This is a genomic window from Streptomyces sp. NPDC059989, from assembly GCF_042736975.1.
In the GTDB taxonomy this organism is placed as follows: Bacteria; Actinomycetota; Actinomycetes; order Streptomycetales; family Streptomycetaceae; genus Streptomyces.
In genome coordinates this window covers 1-16,949 of sequence record NZ_JBHWUO010000094.1, presented here as the reverse complement: position 1 = coordinate 16,949, position 16,949 = coordinate 1, and the positions used below count along the sequence as shown (strand labels likewise).

The window sequence follows — 16,949 nt, the reverse complement described above, 5'->3', positions numbered from 1 at the left end:
CCACCCCCCGGATCATCAACAACAAGGGGGGGAAGTCATGCCGGACCCGAAGGCCGGTAGCCCCATTGCGGAGCCACGAAAACGGTAACGGGGGGAGCGGGGGCGCGCAGGGGCGTCCCCGCAGGACGAGCGCGCAACCAAAGCAGCACGCCGTGACAGGGCTTGGTGCGCGAGGACGAGGAGACGTCCCGGAGGGACCCCGCGGACAACCCGAACGGTCAAGATCCCGCCCCGGGGGACAAACCCCAGCCCCGCCGGCGTTTGAGGCGCGGGGGCAGAGCCCCCGGAACGGCGCCGCACCCGGCGGCGGACGAGGCCCGTCAGTCGAACCAGCGGTCCCGGGCCAGTTCGGCCGTGCGGGACGGGTCCTCCAGGAGGGCCGCCACCTCGAAGCGGCGGGGCCACTGGCCCGCGGACCAGGCGAGGCCCGCCGCGACGCCCTCCAGGGTCGAGGCGTGCAGGGTGCCGTCGGGGGTGCGGCGCCAGTCGAGTTCCGTGCCGCCCGCGATCAGTTCCTCGTGCTCGATGTACGTGAGGGGGGTCGAGGGGCCCAGCAGGAGGAGCACGGATTCCGGTACGTCGTGTTCCTCGCCCGGGGTCGTGACCTCCGCCGGGACCGTCTCCGAGAGGCGGCGGACCTGGAGGAGGTCCGCCAGGTCCGCGGCCCGGGACGGGGACACCGGCAGGAGGGGGAGGCCCTCCGTGAGGGGGAGCAGGTCGGGGGCGTCGGCGATGACCGCGTCGGCCGCGTCCACCACGCGGACCTCGCCGTCCACCACCGCGCGCAGCTCGTCCGGGAGGGTGACCTGCTCGGGGTCCAGGTCGGCCAGGGCGGTGTACAGGCCGTGCAGTTGGCGGCCCGTCACCTCGCGGTCCGGGTCCGCGAGGCGGCCCAGGAGCTCGGCGGCGCCGCCGGGTTCGTCCAGGAGGGCCGGCACGGTGGTCCGTACGCCCAGGGCGCGCAGGACCTGCTCGTCCTCGAAGCCCGTGGCGTCCGCCGAGGTGTAGAGGCCCTCCAGGAGCGGGTCGCCGCCCGCCGCGCGCAGGCCCGCCGGGCGGCGGCCGTCGAGGACCGGGTGGTCGCGCAGCCACCAGGCGGTGTACGGGCGCACGGACTGCGTGGTGCCGTCCGGGAGGAGGATCCGCACGGGCTGGGTCAGGGCGTCCCGGAGCGGGGGCTGGGCCAGCATCGCCAGGGCCTGGGGCCAGCAGTCGTCGTCGACCAGGTCCAGGTCCCGTACGGCCACCAGTTCCGTGGCCACCGGGGGGACCGGGGTGTCGGGGAGCTGGTCGAGGACGTCCTCGCACCACACGTCCACCGCGTCCAGCAGGCCCGCGTCGTCGGGCTCCGCGAAGTCCCCCTCGCGCGGCTCCAGTTCGTCCGGATCGAGGACCACGTCCGTGGCCCGGACCAGCTGGAAGGAGGCCAGGACCCCGCAGGCGGTGAGGGTGTCCGGGTCCCAGCGGGAGGCCAGCTCGGCATCCAGGTAGGGGATCTCGTCCTCGCGGACCACCGAGGCCAAGGGGCTGCCGGCGAGCAGGAGTTCGCCCGCCGGGGTCAGCTCGCCGTCCTCGTCGGGGAGGGCCAGCGCGCCGAGCCAGGGCTCGTCGCCGGGGGCCAGGCCGGCGTCCCGGATCAGGCCGAGGACCACGTCGGCCAGCTCGTCGGCGTCCAGGGTGTCGGCGTCCTCGTCCCAGATCTCCCCGGCGTCGAGGGAGGCGGCGACGGCGGCCCGCACCTGCGGGGTCGTCAGCACGGCCCGCGGCGTCGCCGGCAGCGCTCCGAGCTTCTCCAGCAGCGGGTGCGCCGCGTCCGGGTGGGCCACCTTCAGCCCCAGCCGGGCCAGGCTCTCGGGGGTGTCCGCGTAGGGGAGGAGGATGTGGCGCGGGCCGATGGTGGTGCGGCCGTCGGCCAGGGGCACGGGGAGGCCGGACAGCCGGTCCGGGTCCACCCCGGCGAGGCTGTCGTAGAGCCGGTGCCACCAGTCGGGGGTCCGCTCGATGCCCGCGATCCGCTCGATGGCATCGCCCAGCGGCAGCCGGCCCACGCCCAGGTTGCGCAGCTCGGCGCGGCGCTCCAGGCCGGCCGGGAGCAGGGTCGGCAGGACCTCGGCGAGGACCCGTACGGTGTCGGCGCCCGCGCCCTCCACGACCTCGGCCTCGAAGGGGCGCAGGGCGTTGCGCTCCTCGGCGTGCTCGGGCGGGGCGGCGGGGGCGAGGAAGGCCGTACGGGGGAGCCGGTCGAGGACGGCGGCGCGCAGGGCGCCGTCCAGTGCGCCCTTGCCGAGCGGGCCGGGGACCAGGTCGACGAGGGCGGTGGTCACCGGGTCCCAGGCGCCGAGGAGCTCGGCGTACGCGTCGGCCGCGCGCTCCACGAGGAAGTCGGTCAGCGGACCCGGCGCGGGGTGCCGGCGGGTGGTGTCCAGCGGCAGGGTCGCGATGAGCAGGGCCGGGATGCCGAGGGGCTCGTCGGTGGGGGTCGGTGCGTGCACCACGGGTGCGGTGGCCGGGCGCAGCGGGGCGCCGTCGGCGTCGACGGGCACGGCCCAGGACACCGACCAGGCGGGCCGCAGGCGTTCCTCGACGGGCCGGTCGGCGAGCAGGGCGCGCTCGATGGGGCCGCCGTGGCGGACGGTGCGCCAGCGGTTGGTGCCCGTACGGGAGTCCTCGATGACGGTGTACGGGCCCTCGTCGCGGCGGTGGAGGGTGCGGGTGCCGTCGGCCGGCGTGTCCACGATGACCTCGCGCAGCCCGGGGAGGGTGAGGAGGAGGGCGTCGTCGATGCCGGCCAGCAGCCGTTCGGCGAGGTCCTCGGCGGCGGCGTCGCGCAGCGGGAGGACCACGACGGTGTCGTAGCCCTCGGGCGCCGTGCCCTCGGCGGGCAGCGGGAGGCGCAGCAGCGGTACGTGGCCGTCGCGGCGGCGCAGTTCGTCGCCGAGGCCGGGGCTGCCGACGGAGGCGCCCCGGGCCAGTTCGCGGGCCTCGGCGAGGGACCAGCGGACGCCGCCGTGGCGGCCGAGGACGGCGGGCTCGTCGGAGACGGCGAGGACGGCGGCGAAGCCGACGCCGAATCGGCCGACGGTGTCGCCGGAGCCGGAGCCGGAGCCGGAGCCGGAGCCGGAGCCGGAGCCGGAGCCCGCGTCGGTGGCCCCCGGGGCGGCCCCCGCCGGCTCCCGCTTCGCGGAGGCGCGCAGGGTGGACAGCGACTCCACGCCCGTCGCGTCCAGCGGGGCACCGGTGTTGGCGACGGCCAGCACCGCGTGCCCGCCCTCACCGGGCTCGGCGGCGTGCAGGGTGAGCCGCAGCCGGCCCGGAACCCGGGCCCGCGCGGCGGCGTCGGCGGCGTTCTGCGCCAGCTCGACGACCAGCCGGTCGCGGTAGCCGCCGAGCGCCAGGTCCTCCTCGGCGTTGGCGTCCTCGCGGAACCGGGACGGGCCCGCGCCCCACGCGTCGAGGACCCTGCGCCGCAGCCGGGCCGTGCCGAAGGGGTCCACGCCGCTCTGGGCCGCCGTCACTCGCACGTTCACGCCGCTGCCTCCAAGATGTGCTGGGCCTTGATGCTCCTGCCCCGAACGTCCTGAAGGTATCGCGTACGGGGCCACGCCTTGCCCGTGAGGTGCGCGAACACCACCACGTTGGCGTCCCAGTGCCCTCTTGTGGGGAACGCAGAAGCCCCCGGTGACCTCGTGTCACCGGGGGCTCTGGCGGTAGTCCTTAGAGCTTCTCGATCACGTAGTCGATGCAGGCCGTCAGCGCCTGCACGTCCGCCGGGTCGATCGCCGGGAACATCGCGATGCGGAGCTGGTTGCGGCCGAGCTTGCGGTACGGCTCGGTGTCCACGATGCCGTTGGCGCGCAGCACCTTGGCGATGGCCGCCGCGTCGATGTCGTCCGAGAAGTCGATCGTGCCGATGACGGCGGAGCGCTTGTCGGCGTCCACGACGAACGGGTTGGCGTACTTCGACGCCTCGGCCCAGCCGTACAGGTTGCGCGCGCTGGCCGCCGTACGGCCGGTCGTGAACTCCAGACCGCCCTGGCTGTTCATCCACTCCAGCTGCTCGTTGAGCAGGAAGAGGGTGGACAGGGCCGGGGTGTTGTACGTCTGGTTCTTCAGCGAGTTGTCGATCGCCGTCGGCAGCGAGAAGAACTCCGGGATGTGCCGGCCGGAGTCGTGCACGCGCTGCGCGCGCTCCAGGGCGGCCGGGGAGAACGCCGCCAGCCACAGGCCGCCGTCCGAGGCGAAGGACTTCTGCGGGGCGAAGTAGTAGACGTCGGTCTCGGTGATGTCCACCGGCAGACCGCCCGCGCCCGAGGTCGCGTCCACCAGGACGAGCGACCCGGCGTCGGCGCCCGCGACGCGCTTGATCGGCGCCGCGACACCCGTCGAGGTCTCGTTGTGGGTGTACGCGTACACGTCCACGCCCGCCTCGGCCACCGGCTCGGGGTGCGTCCCCGGCTCGGAGGAGATCACGGACGGCGCGTCCAGCCACGGCGCGAGCTTCGCGGCCTTGGCGAACTTGGAGGAGAACTCGCCGAAGGTCAGGTGCTGGGACTTCTGCTCGATCAGCCCGTGGGTCGCGATGTCCCAGAAGGCGGTGGAGCCGCCGTTGCCCAGGATCACCTCGTAGCCCTCGGGGAGCGAGAAGAGGTCCCGGAGACCCTGGCGCACCGAGCCGACCAGGTTCTTGACCGGGGCCTGGCGGTGTGAGGTTCCGAGCAGGGAGGTTCCGGTGGCGGCGAGGGCGTCCAGCGCCTCGGTCCGCACCTTGGAGGGGCCCGCGCCGAAGCGTCCGTCGGCGGGCTTGATGTCAGCGGGAATCTGGATCTCAGCCACGAGCGGAGCGTATCCGGTCGAGGTCCGTGGGTTGGAGGCGCGTCCACCCGATGAGACGCACGGGGATCGTGGGGGACGGTGGCAGGCTGGGCCGCGTGACGTCATCCGGGGCAGCAGCGATGCGCGAACTCGAACGGACCCTGCGGGCCGAGCTGCGCGGGGAGGTGGACTTCGGCGCGGCGGCGCGGGCGCTGGTGACCATGGACGCCTCCAACTACCGCCGCGTTCCGGTGGGGGTCGTCGCCCCGCGCGACGCCCAGGACGTGGCGGCCGCGCTGCGCGTGTGCGCCGCGGCCGGGGTCCCGGTCGTGCCGCGCGGCGGCGGGACCTCCATCGCGGGCCAGGCGACCGGCGTGGGCGTCGTCCTCGACCTCACCCGCCACATGAACGCCCTGGTGTCCGTGGACCCCGCCGCCCGGACCGCCGTCGTCCAGCCGGGGCTGGTCCTGGACCGGCTGCGGGACGCGGTGCGCCCGTACGGGCTGACCTTCGGCCCCGATCCCTCCACGCACTCCCGCTGCACCCTCGGCGGCATGATCGGCAACAACGCGTGCGGGGCCCACTCGGTGGCCTGGGGGACCACCGCGGACAACGTGGCCGAGCTGGCGGTGACGGCGTACGGGGGCGCCGTCCACCGGATCGGGACGGGCTGGTCGGGGGCGCCGGACGGGCTGCGGGAGCTGGTGGCGGGGAACCTGGCGGTGCTGCGTACAGGGATGGCGGCCGGCGGCTTCTCGCGGCGGATCTCCGGCTACGGCGGGCTGGACGCGCTGCTGCCCGAGCGGGGCGTGGAGCTGGCCCGGGCCTTCTGCGGGAGCGAGGGCACGCTCGGGGTGGTGACCGAGGCGGTCGTGCGCCTGGTGGAAGCGCCGCGCGCGCCGGTGCTCGCGGTGCTCGGGTACGCCGACGAGAGCGCGGCGGCGGATGCGGCCGCGGGCCTGCTCCCGTACCGGCCGCTGACGGTGGAGGGGATGGCGGAGGACCTGGTCGGGGGTGCGGGCGGGCTGCCCCGGGGCGGGGCCTGGCTGTTCGTGGAGATGCGGGACGAGGGCGGGGCGCGTGCGCTCGTACGGGCCGCTGACGCGCTGGACGCGGTGGTGGTCACGGACCCGGCGGGGCAGCGGGCGCTGTGGCGGATCCGCGAGGACGCGGCGGGCACGGCGACGCGGATGCCGGGAGGGGGGATGGCCTGGCCGGGGTGGGAGGACTGCGCGGTACCGCCGGCCCGGCTGGGGGCGTACCTGCGGGAGTTCCGCGCCCTGTTGGCGGAGCACGGGCTGCGGGGGTCCCCGTACGGGCACTTCGGCGAGGGCTGCGTGCACGTGCGGATCGACTTCGACCTGGTGTCGGCGAAGGGCGTGGCGGGCTTCCGCGCCTTCTCCTCGGACCTGGCGGACCTGGTCGTCGCCCACGGCGGCTCGCTGTCGGGGGAGCACGGGGACGGCCAGGCGCGGGCGGAGCTGCTGCCGCGGATGTACGGGCCGGCGGTCATCGGCCTCTTCGGCGCGTACAAGGACGTGTGGGATCCGGCGGGCGGGATGAACCCGGGGATGCTGGTCCGGCCGGGGCGGCTCGACGAGAACCTCCGCTTCGAGGTGCTGCCGGACACCTCGCTGGGGAGGGAGGTGGCGAAGTGCGTCGGGGTCGCGAAATGCCGGTCGGTGGAGGTGGCGGCCGGCGGGCCCGCTGTCATGTGCCCGTCGTACCGGGCCACGGGGGAGGAGCGGCACTCCACGCGGGGCCGGGCCCGGCTGCTGCACGAGATGCTGGCGGGCGAGGTGGTCACCGGCGGCTGGCGCTCGCCGGAGGTCGCGGAGGCGCTGGACCTGTGCCTGGGCTGCAAGGGGTGCCTCAGCGACTGCCCGGTGGGCGTGGACATGGCCACGTACAAGTCGGAGTTCCTGCACCACCACTGGTCCGGCCGCATCCGCCCGCTGTCCCACTACACCCTGGGCGGCCTCCCGTCCTGGCTCCGCCTCATCGCCGCGCTGCGGATGCAGGGGGCGGCGAACGCGACGGCCCGACGCTTCGGGGTGCCGGGGCTGGCGCGGGAGCGGGCCTTGCCGGAACTGGCGGGGGAGCCGTTCAGTCGGGCCTTCTCGGCTTCGCAGGGTCCGGGCTTGGCTGGTCCTGGTCCTGGTCCTGGTCCTGGCTCTGGCTCTGGCCTCGGCAGCCGCTCCGGTCCCGGCTCCAGCGTCACGCTCTGGCCCGACACCTTCACCGAGTACCTGTCCCCTCAGACCGGCCGCGCGGCGGTACAGGTGCTGGAGGCAGCCGGGCTCACGGTCGCCCTCCCGCGCGGACGGGTGTGCTGCGGCCTGACCTACCTCTCCACCGGCCGCCTCGACCGCGCCCGCAAGGTCCTGCGCCGCACCCTGGACGCCGTGGGCGACGTGGGCGACGTACGGGCTCCCGTGCTCGTCCTGGAACCCAGCTGCGCCGCCGCCCTCCGTACCGACCTCCCGGCCCTGCTCCCCGACGACCCCCGCGCCGCCCGCCTGGCGGCAGCCGTCCGGACCTTCGCCGAGACCCTGGAGGAGTACGCCCCGGCCTGGCAGCCGCCCCGCCTCGACCGGCAGGTCGTCGGCCAGACCCACTGCCACCAGCACGCCGTCCTCGGCGACGCCGCCGACCGCCGCCTGCGCGAGCGCGCCGGCCTGACCGGCGCGCTCAGCGGCGGCTGCTGCGGCCTCGCCGGGAACTTCGGCTTCGAGCCGGGCCACCACGCGGTGTCGGTGGCCTGCGCCGAGGAGCAGTTGCTCCCGTCCCTCCGCGAGGCCCCGCCGGACGCCCTGGTCCAGGCGGACGGCTTCTCCTGCCGTACCCAGATCTCCCAGCTGGGCGGCGGAGTCCGCGCCCGCCACCTGGCCGAACTCCTGGCGGAGGGGCTACGGGGCTAGGCCGGCCAGGTCGGACACCTGCGGACACTTCCCGGTCAGCCGCCTGTAAGGCAAGACATACGGCGACACTCCTTACGACCCCCTAGTCTGGAGGAATGACCGCGTCCACTCCCACCCCCTCGCCGACGACGAACGTGCCCGTTTCGGCCGCCCCCGCCGCCTCCGCCACCGCCCCCGCCGCCCCCCTCGCTCCCCCCGCGGGACGCGGGACCCGCTTCGGCCCGGTGGCACTGGTGATCTCGGCGGGCATCTCGGTGCAGTTCGGCGCCGCCCTCGCGGTCATGATCATGCCGAGGGCGGGTGCGGCGGGCGTGGTCACGCTGCGGCTCGCGGCCGCCGCCATCGTGCTGCTGCTCCTGTGCCGCCCCAAGGTGCGCGGCTACTCCCGCTCCGACTGGGTCACGGTGCTCGCCTTCGGCGTCACCATGGCCGGGATGAACGGCCTCTTCTACCAGGCCGTGGACCGCATCCCGCTCGGCCCGGCCGTCACCCTGGAGGTCCTCGGCCCGCTGGCGCTGTCGGTCATCGTCTCCCGCCGCCTGGTGAACCTGCTCTGGGCCGGCCTCGCCCTCGCCGGCGTGGTCCTCCTCTCCAGCCACGGCGGCGGCAGCGGTGGCGGCGGCTTCGGCTTCGGCGCGCTCGATCCGGCGGGCGCCGCGTTCGCGCTCGGAGCGGGCGCGATGTGGGCGGCGTACATCGTCTTCAGCGCGCGTACCGGCCGCCGCTTCCCGCAGGCGGACGGCCTGGCCCTGGCCATGGCGGTGGCCGCGGTGATCTCCCTCCCGCTGGGCGTGGTCGAAGCGGGCGCGGACCTCCTCGTCCCGAGCACCCTCGCCCTGGGCGTCGGCGTGGCCGTACTGTCCTCCGTACTCCCGTACACCCTCGAACTGCTCGCCCTGCGCAGGCTCCCGGCGCCGACCTTCGCGATCCTGATGAGCCTGGAGCCGGCCATCGCGGCCACCGCCGGCTTCCTCGTCCTGAGCCAGGCCCTGTCCGCGCTGGACGCCCTGGCCATCGCCCTCGTGATCGCGGCCAGCATGGGCGCGGTCCGCTCCCAGAGCCGGAAGCAGCCCGCCGCCTGATGGACGTCGACACCTACCTCGCCGAGACCCCGGACGCCCGCCGCCCGGCCCTGACCCTCCTCCGCGAGCTGTTCGTGGCGGAACTGAAGGGCTTCGAGGAGGTCATCGCGTACGGGATGCCCGCGTACGTCCGCCCCGGCGAAACGGCCGCGGAGATCGCCTGGGCCAACCAGAAGCAGTACATCTCCGTCTACCTCCTGCGCACGGACGTCCGCGACGCCTTCGCGGACCGCCTGGCCGCCCACGACATGGGCAAGGCCTGCCTCCGCTTCCGCCACCCGGACAAGGTCGACTTCCCCCTCCTCCACGACCTCCTCCGAGCCACGGCCAAGGCGCCGCGGGGCCGGATCTGCGGGTAGGGGTAGGGGTAGGGCGGTGGCTTCGGGGGTCGGGACCCAGTCATCCGGCATCAGGGATGGTTTGGGGGTTTCCCGTCAGTCTCATCGTCTCTCCGTGTCGGGCCGGCCTGTCAAGGGCGCTCCTCCTTCGTCGTCGCGTCGCTTCGCGATGGCCTTCGGCCACCCTTGACAGACCGTCCCGCCACGGAAATACGAAGACTGCCGGGAACCCCCCAAAAGAACGGCACGGGTCAGAGACATGCCCACTGCCCTCTCAGGGAGCGACTGCCCGGTTCCCGGGGCCAGCGAATGCCCACCACCCAGGCCGGGCAGCGTCCGGGGCCCGGGCCCTGGCTGACATCCCTGCGGGGCCCATAGACAGGCACCTTCCGGGTCGGGGGCGGCTCTACCTGCGCCAAACAGCGGCGAGAAGCCCATCGGGAGACGCGGGCGCGGCAGATCGCTACGCGCTTCGCACGGCTTGGCGTCCGGCGGCCGTCTGGGGCTGGTCATAAGCCGCCCACGATCGCTACGGATGTCTCCAAGGACGCGTCCGCGGCCCGTTTTCGATCGAGACCGTTACTGGGTGGCCGGTTCGAGCAGATCCTCGTTGGGCTGCCTAGCTTGGGAAGTTGTACTGCATCACGTAGGAACCGGCGTCCAGGAGCATGTGGTTGACCTCCACCGGCCTGCCGTCTGCCGTGAGCGCTGTCCGGTAGATCTCCACGACCGGAGTTCCCGGCAGCAGGTCGAGCACCTCGGACTCCTCCGCGCTGGGCATCCGGGCGCGCAGCTCCTCCACGAAGTCCACGGGTCCGCACCCGATATCGGTGAGTCGGGCGTAGACGCCGCCGGGGCCAGGGTTGGGTTCGGCGATCGGGGTTTCCCGGACAAGGTCGGCGGAGAGGTAGGAGGTGGCCTTCTGCACCGCCGAGCCGTCCACTGCGTAGCGCCGGCTGCGAACGAGTACGGCCGCACCCTCCTCCAGGGCGAGCGCGCGGGCCACCCAGCGCGGTGCGACGGACTCGTACACCTCGATGTCCACGACGTCCATGGGTCGGCCGCTCACGTCCGCCGACCAGATGGAGTCCCCGGACGACCACTGCGACTGGGCCAGGCGCTTCGTGGCCACCCGGCGGATCGGCTTGAAGTCGCGGACGTACGTTCCGGAGCCCGGGCGGGAGTATGCGGCACCTTCGCCGATGAGGAGCTTCAGGGCGTTGGACGCCGTCATCTTGGCTACGCCGTACTGCTTGACCAGCGCCGGTTCACCGGGCAGTCGGGCGCCGGGACCGAACTCGCCGGAGTCGATCCGTGCCCGCAAGTCGTCGGCGATCTGTCGCGCCGTCTCGGGCATGATCGACCTCCAGTTCTCCCTAGGGTGGTACACACGTTAGCCAACGTCCCGTGGGTTCGCTAAGGAGCTGCCCCGGGAGAGGTCCAGGCGGCGTAGGGAGCTCGCCCCGCCGATTGCTCGGACAGCCGCTTCCTCAGAAGCCGAGGGTGAGGGCCGCGATGGCCGGGGCGGCGTAGAGGAGGGGGAAGGGGGTGTGGGCGTAGGCGCGGGCGCGGAGGACCGTGATGACGGCGCCGGTGAAGTAGAGGATCAGGCCGATGGCGGCGGCGATGCCGATGGCGGGGATGAAGAGGCCGGTGACCAGGCCGGCCGCGCCGGCGAGCTTGGCGGTGGCGAGCAGGTTCCACCAGCTGCGGGGGACGCCGTACTCGGCGAGCGGCTCGACGGTGAACTTGGCGCCGAAGAGGATCGAGGCTCCGGAGAAGCCGGCCATGAAGGCGGCGACGAGGGTGATGACGGTGGCGGTGGTGGACATGGTGGGTGCTCCTGTCGGGCGGCTGGGGTGGTGAGTTGCTGTTGTTTCAATGACCCGCCGCGGGGTGGGAGTGTGACCGCGTTCGTGAAGTTCTTTTTTCCTCCGGGATGTGGGCGCCGTCGGGTACGGCTGCTGTGTAGCGGGCCGTCATCGTCGCAAGGGCGGATGTGATGGCCGAGCGGAGGGCGGGCGGGGACAGGACCTCGGCTTCCGGGCCCAGGGACAGGAACTGGGACCGGGCCTGGTCCTGTGACTCGATCGGGAGTACGGCCCTGGTCCAGCCCGGGAGTTCGGGGTCCGGTGTGCCGGTGGTGGTCAGGGCGCGGGCCTGGGGGCCCGTGAGGTGGGCCGCGGCGCGCGGGGAGAGGCGGACCAGGGCCTCCTCGGGGTGGAGGCGGGCGTGGAAGTCGGCCTGGGTGCGGCGCCAGTGCGCCGCCAGGTCGAAGCCGTCCGGGGGTTCGGCCTCCTCGGTCGTTTCCCGGAGGGAGAGGATCTGGTCGATGCGGTAGGTGCGGGGGCTCTCCGGGCCCCCGCCCGTCAGGTGGCCGGCGATCAGGTACCAGCGGCCCGCCTTCAGGACCAGGCCGTACGGGGCCAGCCGCCGGTCCACCTCGCGGGGTTCCTTCCAGCGCCGGTAGCGGATCTCGATCACCCGGCCCCGCCAGACCGCGTCGGCGACCTGCGCCAGGTACGGGGTCTCCTCGTGCTCCGCGTACCAGCCCGGGGCGTCCAGGTGGAACCGCAGCCGCATCCGGTCCGCCTGGGCGCGCAGTTCCGCGGGCAGGGCCGCGCGGAGTTTGAGCTGGGCCGCCGACAGGGCGCGGCCCAGGCCGAGTTCCGCCGCCGGGCCCGGCATGCCCGTCAGGAACAGGGCCTCGGCCTCGCCCGTGCTGAGCCCGGTCAGCCTCGTCCGGTAGCCGGCGAGCAGCTGGTAGCCCCCGCTGTGGCCGGCGTCCCCGTACAGCGGTACGCCCGCCGCGGCCAGTGCCTCCGCGTCGCGGTAGACCGTACGTACGGACACCTCCAGCTCTTGCGCGAGCTCGGCGGCGGTCATCCGGCCCCGGGTCTGGAGCAGGAGGAGGATCGAGAGCAGGCGGCTGGACTTCATCGGCACTCCACTGACACAAGATGTCAGTGGAGTGCTCCTACGGTCTCCCCATTGCACTGAGAGCGAGCACGGGAGCAGCGCGTGAATGACTTCGATTTCCTCGTCGGCAGCTGGGACGTCGCCAATCGGTGGCGTGTTGACTTCCTCGATGCGGAGAGTGCTTGGGAGGAGTTTCCTGCCGTGTCCCGTGCCTCGCGACACTTCGACGGGGGTGCGAGCTTCGACGAGATCGACTTTCCCACGAAGGGGTTCGGCGGGCTGACCTTGCGGCTCTTCGACCACGAGCGGGAGGAGTGGTCGCTGTACTGGTCGAGCCGGCGGACCGGGACGCTCTTCCCGCCCGTCGTGGGCCGCTTCGAGGGCGGACGGGGCGTGTTCGAGGGCGAGGACACGCACGACGGGAAGGCGGTACGGGTGCGGTTCGTGTGGTCGGGGATCACGGGTGACGCGGCGCGCTGGGAGCAGTTCTTCTCCGTGGACGAGGGCGCGTCGTGGATCCACAACTGGACCATGGAGTTCACCCGCCGCTCCTCTTGAGGCCGAGGGGCAGGGCCTGCCTGCTCGCGCGTCCGCCCGGCCGCTACGGGGGTTCGGCCGGGCGGACGCGCGTCCCTTCCTAGCCCAGCGGCAGGTCCAGGTACGAGGGCGTCGGCTCGGGTGAGGTGAAGGCCAGCGTCGCGCGCGGCAGGTTCGCGTCCCCGTAGAAGGGGTCGCGGGAGTCGATCACCAGCAGGATCCGGTGGCCGCGCGGCACGTCGTACGCCGTGGCCTGGAGCTCGATGTCCGCGCTGATCAGGCTGTCGGGCGGGGAGCCGAGGTCGGTGTACGGGGCGTGCGTGACGATGTGGGCCGTGCCGTCGGCCGCCATGTCGAGGAGGTACGCGACGAAGGTGGACCCGGGGTTCGCGGCCCGGTAGGTGACGCGCAGTTTCGGGGTGCCGCGCAGCCGGGTGGTCTCGGGGGCCGGGGCGGAGGCCCACACGGCGGCGACGGTGCGGTCGATGTCGGCCGTCGGGTAGATCTTCGGGCGGCCGGCGATCTCGGCGTATCCGGAGGTGACGACGGTGTCGGCGACGGTCGCGGGGGTGTCCACCCCGCACAGCACGGTCGCCGTCCAGCCGGCCTCGGGCTGCTCGGCCAGTTCACCGCCGCCCGCCAGGTGCAGCCGGTGAACGTGCTCGGTGAGGGAGGGCCAGGTCGGGCGGGGTTCGAGGGTTTTGCTCCACATGACCTCGCTGAGCACCTGGCCCTCGTCGGCGATGCCGTTGTCGATCTCCTTGAGGTGGTGGTCGAACCAGCGGTGGGCGTCCGTCCAGATCCGGTTGGGGAGGCCGAGCAGGCCCGTCATCTCGGGGCCGGAGTGGTCGCCGATGGAGAGGGCGAGGCGCTTGGGGCCGGTCAGCTCGTTGAACATCTTCAGGGTCTGGTTGGACGGGAAGAGCGTCTCGTGCCAGGCGTGTGCGTAGAAGACGGCGACCTGGCGGCGGTTGAGCTCCTTGATGTGCGTGAAGGGCGAGCGCGCCTCCGCCCAGCGCAGGGTGCCCTGGATGTCGCGGTTGGCGAGGACGTTGTCGAAGACGCTCTGCGTCTGCGGGCTCAGCCGCGCCTTCGCGGCCGCGTCGAGCAGGGCCCGTACGGCCGCTACGTGGCGGGTGGAGTTCTCGTAGAACGCCTCCCCGAGATCGCCCCAGCTGCTGAGCGCGACGACGGCGTCGATCCGGGTGTCGTGCGCGGCGACCAGCTGGCTGATGCCCGAGCCGTACGAGTCCCCGAGGAAGCCGATCTTCGTCACCGGGCCGGCGGTGCGCTCGATGAGGTGGTCCAGGGCCCGGCTGCCGTCGGCTATGTCGAGCGGCCCGGCCACCTCCACCTGGCCCTCGGAACCGCCGAATCCGCGGGCGGTGTAGGCGAGGACGTTGTAGCCGCGGGCGGCGAAGAGCGTGGCCTGCACGGCGTACGCGAGCCAGCCCAGGCCGGTCCACGGCGAGGGCATCACGATCAGCGGGCGCGGCTGGGCCCCGGTGTGGCGCCAGAGGCCGGCGTCGAGCAGGTCCCCGTCGGCGCCGGTGACCTTGCCGCGGGTGAAGACGGCCACCGAGCGGAGCTCGGCGATCTCGGCGGCGCGGGCGGGGGCGAGGCCGGTGACGTCGCCGCTCTCCAGGGCGGTGACGAAGGCGCCGAGGGCGGTCGAGTCGAGCTCGGGGTAGAGCGAGACGGGGGTGGCGGGGGTCCGGGGGGTTCGGGGAGCTGGAGTCACGTCAGTTCATCCTCTTCGTCGTCGTCTGCGTCGAGTGACATGAACGTGCTGCGCTCGCCCGGGCCCGGAGCGGAACGTCCAGTATCGACGGGACATCCGGTGACGTATCGCGAGTTTCCGGCTTACGGCCTGAATCGCCCCCTGCGTGCCCGTCCGCCCGCGCGGTACGGGACCTGCGTCCGGCCGGTGGTACGACAACTCCGTTGCCGTGGGCGGTGATTGTGGTGGGTGGCGGGAACGAGCCGCCTTCCGACAAAATCATGCAAGCATGCTTGATTGTTTTTGCGGAGGCTGCCAGTCTTCCCCTCACGCCGAGAGGGGAGCGCCCCGTGCCCGATCCGTCCACAGCCGCTGCTTCCGCTGCTGCTTCCGCCGCCGATGCTGCCGCCGATGTCGCCGCCGTCTTCGTCGATCTGCGTGAGGAGGGGCGCGAACTGGACTCCCTGGTCGCTGAGTTGTCCGAGCCCGACTGGGCGCGGCCCACCCCCGCGCCCCGCTGGAGCGTCGCCCACCAGATCGCCCACCTGCACTGGACCGACCGGGCCGCACTGCTCTCCCTCACCGACACCGCCGGCTTCGCCGGCATGGTCGAGGAAGCCCTCAAGGCCCCCGACTCCTTCGTCGACGAGGGCGCCGAGCAGGGTGCGAAGCTGCCGCCCGCCGAGCTGCTCGCCCGCTGGCGGGCCGGACGCGCCGCCCTCGACGAGGCGCTCGCCGCCGCCTCGCCCGACACCCGCTTCCCCTGGTACGGGCCGCCCATGAAGGCCGCCTCGATGGCGAGCGCCCGCCTGATGGAGACCTGGGCGCACGGCCAGGACGTCGCCGACGCGCTCGGCGTCCGCCGGACCCCGACCGCGCGGCTGCGGCACGTGGCCCGCATCGGCGTACGGGCCCGCGACTACGCCTACGCCGTACGGGGACTGCCCGTACCGGAAGGGGAGTTCCGGGTGGAGCTCACGGCGCCCGACGGCTCGGAGAGGTGGGAGTACGGCCCGCCGGAGGCCCCGCAGCGCATCACGGGCCCGGCGCTCGACTTCTGCCTGCTGGTGACCCAGCGCGCCCACCGCGCCGATCTCGCCCTCACGGCCACCGGCCCCGACGCCGACCGCTGGCTCGACATCGCCCAGGCCTTCGCCGGCCCGGCAGGCCCGGGCCGCGAGCCGGAGGCCGGGCAGAGCCGCGAGCCGGGGGCCGGGCCGGGCGCGGAGTCCTCCCGATGACCCGCCGCGCCCTGCGCATCGGCAACGCCTCGGGCTTCTACGGGGACCGCTTCGACGCCCTGCGCGAGATGCTGACCGGCGGCCCGCTGGACGTGGTGACCGGGGACTACCTGGCCGAGCTGACCATGCTGATCCTCGGCCGCGACCGCCTGAAGAACCAGGACCTCGGCTACGCGAAGACCTTCCTGCGCCAGCTGGAGGAAGGGCTCGGGCTCGCGCACGAGCGGGGCGTACGGATCGTCGCGAACGCCGGCGGCCTGAACCCGGCGGGACTCGCCGACGCCGTACGGGCGCTTGCGGCCAAGGTGGGCGTGCCGGTGACGGTCGCGCACGTCGAGGGCGACGACCTGATGCCGTACGAGGAGGGCGCTCTGACGGCCAACGCCTACCTCGGCGGCGCCGGGATCACCGCCTGCCTGCGGGCGGGCGCGGACGTGGTCGTGACCGGCCGGGTCACGGACGCGGCGCTGGTCAGCGGGCCGGCGGCCTGGTGGTTCGACTGGGCGCCTGACGACTACGACCGGCTGGCGGGGGCGGTGGTCGCGGGCCACGTCCTGGAGTGCGGAACCCACGCCACCGGCGGGAACTACTCCTTCTTCACCGCGCACGACGTCCGGCGGCCCGGGTTTCCGCTGGCCGAGATCTCCGAGGACGGCTCGGCGGTCATCACCAAGCATCCGGGGTCCGGGGGAGTCGTCTCGGTGGGCACGGTGACGGCGCAGCTCCTGTACGAGACCCAGGGCGTGCGGTACCTCGGCCCGGACGCGACGGCCCGGCTGGACACGGTCCGGCTGTCCGAGGACGGACCGGACCGGGTCCGGATCTCGGAGGTGCTCGGCGAGGCGCCGCCCCCCACCCTCAAGGTGGGCGTGACGCGCATCGGCGGCTGGCGCAACGAGGTGGTCTTCGTCCTGACCGGCCTGGACATCGAAGCGAAGGCGGCCCTGGTCCGCGAGCAGCTGGCCGAGGCGCTGGACGGCGTGGCCGACGCCGCCTGGACCCTGTCTCGCACGGACCACCAGGACGCCCCGACGGAGGAAACGGCCAGTGCCCTGCTGCGGCTGGTGGTCCGCGACCCCTCCCCGGACCGGGTGGGCCGCGCCCTCACCTCGGCGGCCGTCGAACTCGCCCTGGGCAGCTACCCGGGGTTCCACGTCACGGCCCCGCCGGGCCCGGCGGCGCCCTACGGGGTCTTCCGCTCGGCCCTCGTCCCCTCGACCGGGGTCCCCCACACGGCGGTCCTGCCGGACGGCACCCGCCTCCCGATCCCCGCTGCGGACCCGGCGGGGGCTCCGCCCCCGGACCCCCGCGCCTCAAACTCCCCCAGACTCCGTCCGGGGGGACCCCCAGGCGAGGCTGATCTTTCAGCCCCTCCGGCG

At 73.8% G+C, this 16,949-nt stretch carries 12 protein-coding genes; 6 read left to right on the top strand and 6 right to left on the bottom strand.

Features of this window, described 5'->3' with window-relative positions; translation table 11 throughout:
* Positions 1-320: 320 nt before the first annotated feature.
* Together ACFWBN_RS38390 and serC are read right to left on the bottom strand one after the other, a co-directional pair.
* Entirely contained in the window at positions 321-3,521 is a 3,201-nt protein-coding gene (locus ACFWBN_RS38390) for a molecular chaperone Hsp90 (protein WP_385186068.1), read from the bottom strand.
* Positions 3,522-3,714: 193 nt separating this feature from the next.
* On the bottom strand, positions 3,715-4,833 hold the full coding sequence (gene serC, locus ACFWBN_RS38385) for a phosphoserine transaminase (RefSeq protein ID WP_385186062.1): 1,119 nt from the start codon (positions 4,831-4,833) through the stop codon (positions 3,715-3,717).
* A gap of 119 nt (positions 4,834-4,952) precedes the next feature.
* On the opposite strand from serC, the gene ACFWBN_RS38380 reads away from it, so the two are divergent.
* The 3 genes from ACFWBN_RS38380 to ACFWBN_RS38370 all read left to right on the top strand — a co-directional run bounded on the left by ACFWBN_RS38380 (position 4,953) and on the right by ACFWBN_RS38370 (position 9,174).
* Positions 4,953-7,733 (top strand): FAD-binding and (Fe-S)-binding domain-containing protein, encoded by a 2,781-nt coding sequence (locus ACFWBN_RS38380; protein ID WP_385186065.1) that lies wholly within the window; start codon positions 4,953-4,955, stop codon positions 7,731-7,733.
* 95 nt (positions 7,734-7,828) lie between these two features.
* On the top strand, positions 7,829-8,815 hold the full coding sequence (locus tag ACFWBN_RS38375) for a DMT family transporter (RefSeq protein ID WP_385186059.1): 987 nt from the start codon (positions 7,829-7,831) through the stop codon (positions 8,813-8,815).
* On the top strand, positions 8,815-9,174 hold the full coding sequence (locus tag ACFWBN_RS38370) for a DUF1801 domain-containing protein (protein WP_385186057.1): 360 nt from the start codon (positions 8,815-8,817) through the stop codon (positions 9,172-9,174). The genes ACFWBN_RS38375 and ACFWBN_RS38370 overlap by 1 nt, the downstream gene beginning before the upstream one ends.
* A gap of 598 nt (positions 9,175-9,772) precedes the next feature.
* On the opposite strand, the gene ACFWBN_RS38365 is transcribed toward ACFWBN_RS38370, so the two are convergent.
* From ACFWBN_RS38365 to ACFWBN_RS38355, 3 genes are all read right to left on the bottom strand, one after another.
* On the bottom strand, positions 9,773-10,510 hold the full coding sequence (locus ACFWBN_RS38365) for a GntR family transcriptional regulator (RefSeq protein ID WP_385186054.1): 738 nt from the start codon (positions 10,508-10,510) through the stop codon (positions 9,773-9,775).
* A 133-nt stretch (positions 10,511-10,643) separates the two neighbouring features.
* Positions 10,644-10,985, bottom strand: a complete 342-nt coding sequence (locus tag ACFWBN_RS38360; RefSeq protein WP_385186051.1) for a DoxX family protein — start codon at positions 10,983-10,985, stop codon at positions 10,644-10,646.
* A 46-nt stretch (positions 10,986-11,031) separates the two neighbouring features.
* Complete coding sequence (locus tag ACFWBN_RS38355; protein ID WP_385186049.1) at positions 11,032-12,093, bottom strand: helix-turn-helix transcriptional regulator; 1,062 nt, start codon at positions 12,091-12,093, stop codon at positions 11,032-11,034.
* Between the two features lie 81 nt (positions 12,094-12,174).
* Between ACFWBN_RS38355 and ACFWBN_RS38350 the strand changes: the two genes are divergently transcribed.
* A complete protein-coding gene (locus ACFWBN_RS38350) occupies positions 12,175-12,630 on the top strand; it encodes a hypothetical protein (RefSeq protein ID WP_385186046.1) in 456 nt (151 codons plus the stop codon).
* Positions 12,631-12,709: 79 nt separating this feature from the next.
* Here ACFWBN_RS38350 and ACFWBN_RS38345 read toward each other — a convergent pair whose 3' ends face one another.
* The gene (locus ACFWBN_RS38345; RefSeq protein ID WP_385186043.1) at positions 12,710-14,350 is read right to left on the bottom strand and encodes an alpha/beta fold hydrolase; all 1,641 of its coding nucleotides are present in this window, start codon (positions 14,348-14,350) and stop codon (positions 12,710-12,712) included.
* 329 nt (positions 14,351-14,679) lie between these two features.
* On the opposite strand from ACFWBN_RS38345, the gene ACFWBN_RS38340 reads away from it, so the two are divergent.
* Both ACFWBN_RS38340 and ACFWBN_RS38335 read left to right on the top strand, forming a co-directional pair.
* Positions 14,680-15,570, top strand: coding sequence for a TIGR03084 family metal-binding protein (locus ACFWBN_RS38340; RefSeq protein ID WP_385186040.1), 891 nt, complete (start codon positions 14,680-14,682; stop codon positions 15,568-15,570).
* Positions 15,567-16,949: acyclic terpene utilization AtuA family protein (locus tag ACFWBN_RS38335; protein ID WP_385186037.1), on the top strand; the 1,383-nt coding region annotated here is incomplete at its 3' end. The genes ACFWBN_RS38340 and ACFWBN_RS38335, both read left to right, overlap by 4 nt.

What these genes read in the sequence shown, in the direction of transcription:
- ACFWBN_RS38360 (WP_385186051.1), bottom strand. Translation starts at nt 10,985, where the DNA reads ATGTCCACCACCGCCACCGTCATCACCCTCGTCGCCGCCTTCATGGCC.
- ACFWBN_RS38375 (WP_385186059.1), top strand. Translation starts at nt 7,829, where the DNA reads ATGACCGCGTCCACTCCCACCCCCTCGCCGACGACGAACGTGCCCGTT.
- ACFWBN_RS38370 (WP_385186057.1), top strand. Translation starts at nt 8,815, where the DNA reads ATGGACGTCGACACCTACCTCGCCGAGACCCCGGACGCCCGCCGCCCG.
- ACFWBN_RS38380 (WP_385186065.1), top strand. Translation starts at nt 4,953, where the DNA reads ATGCGCGAACTCGAACGGACCCTGCGGGCCGAGCTGCGCGGGGAGGTG.
- ACFWBN_RS38365 (WP_385186054.1), bottom strand. Translation starts at nt 10,510, where the DNA reads ATGCCCGAGACGGCGCGACAGATCGCCGACGACTTGCGGGCACGGATC.
- ACFWBN_RS38355 (WP_385186049.1), bottom strand. Translation starts at nt 12,093, where the DNA reads ATGAAGTCCAGCCGCCTGCTCTCGATCCTCCTCCTGCTCCAGACCCGG.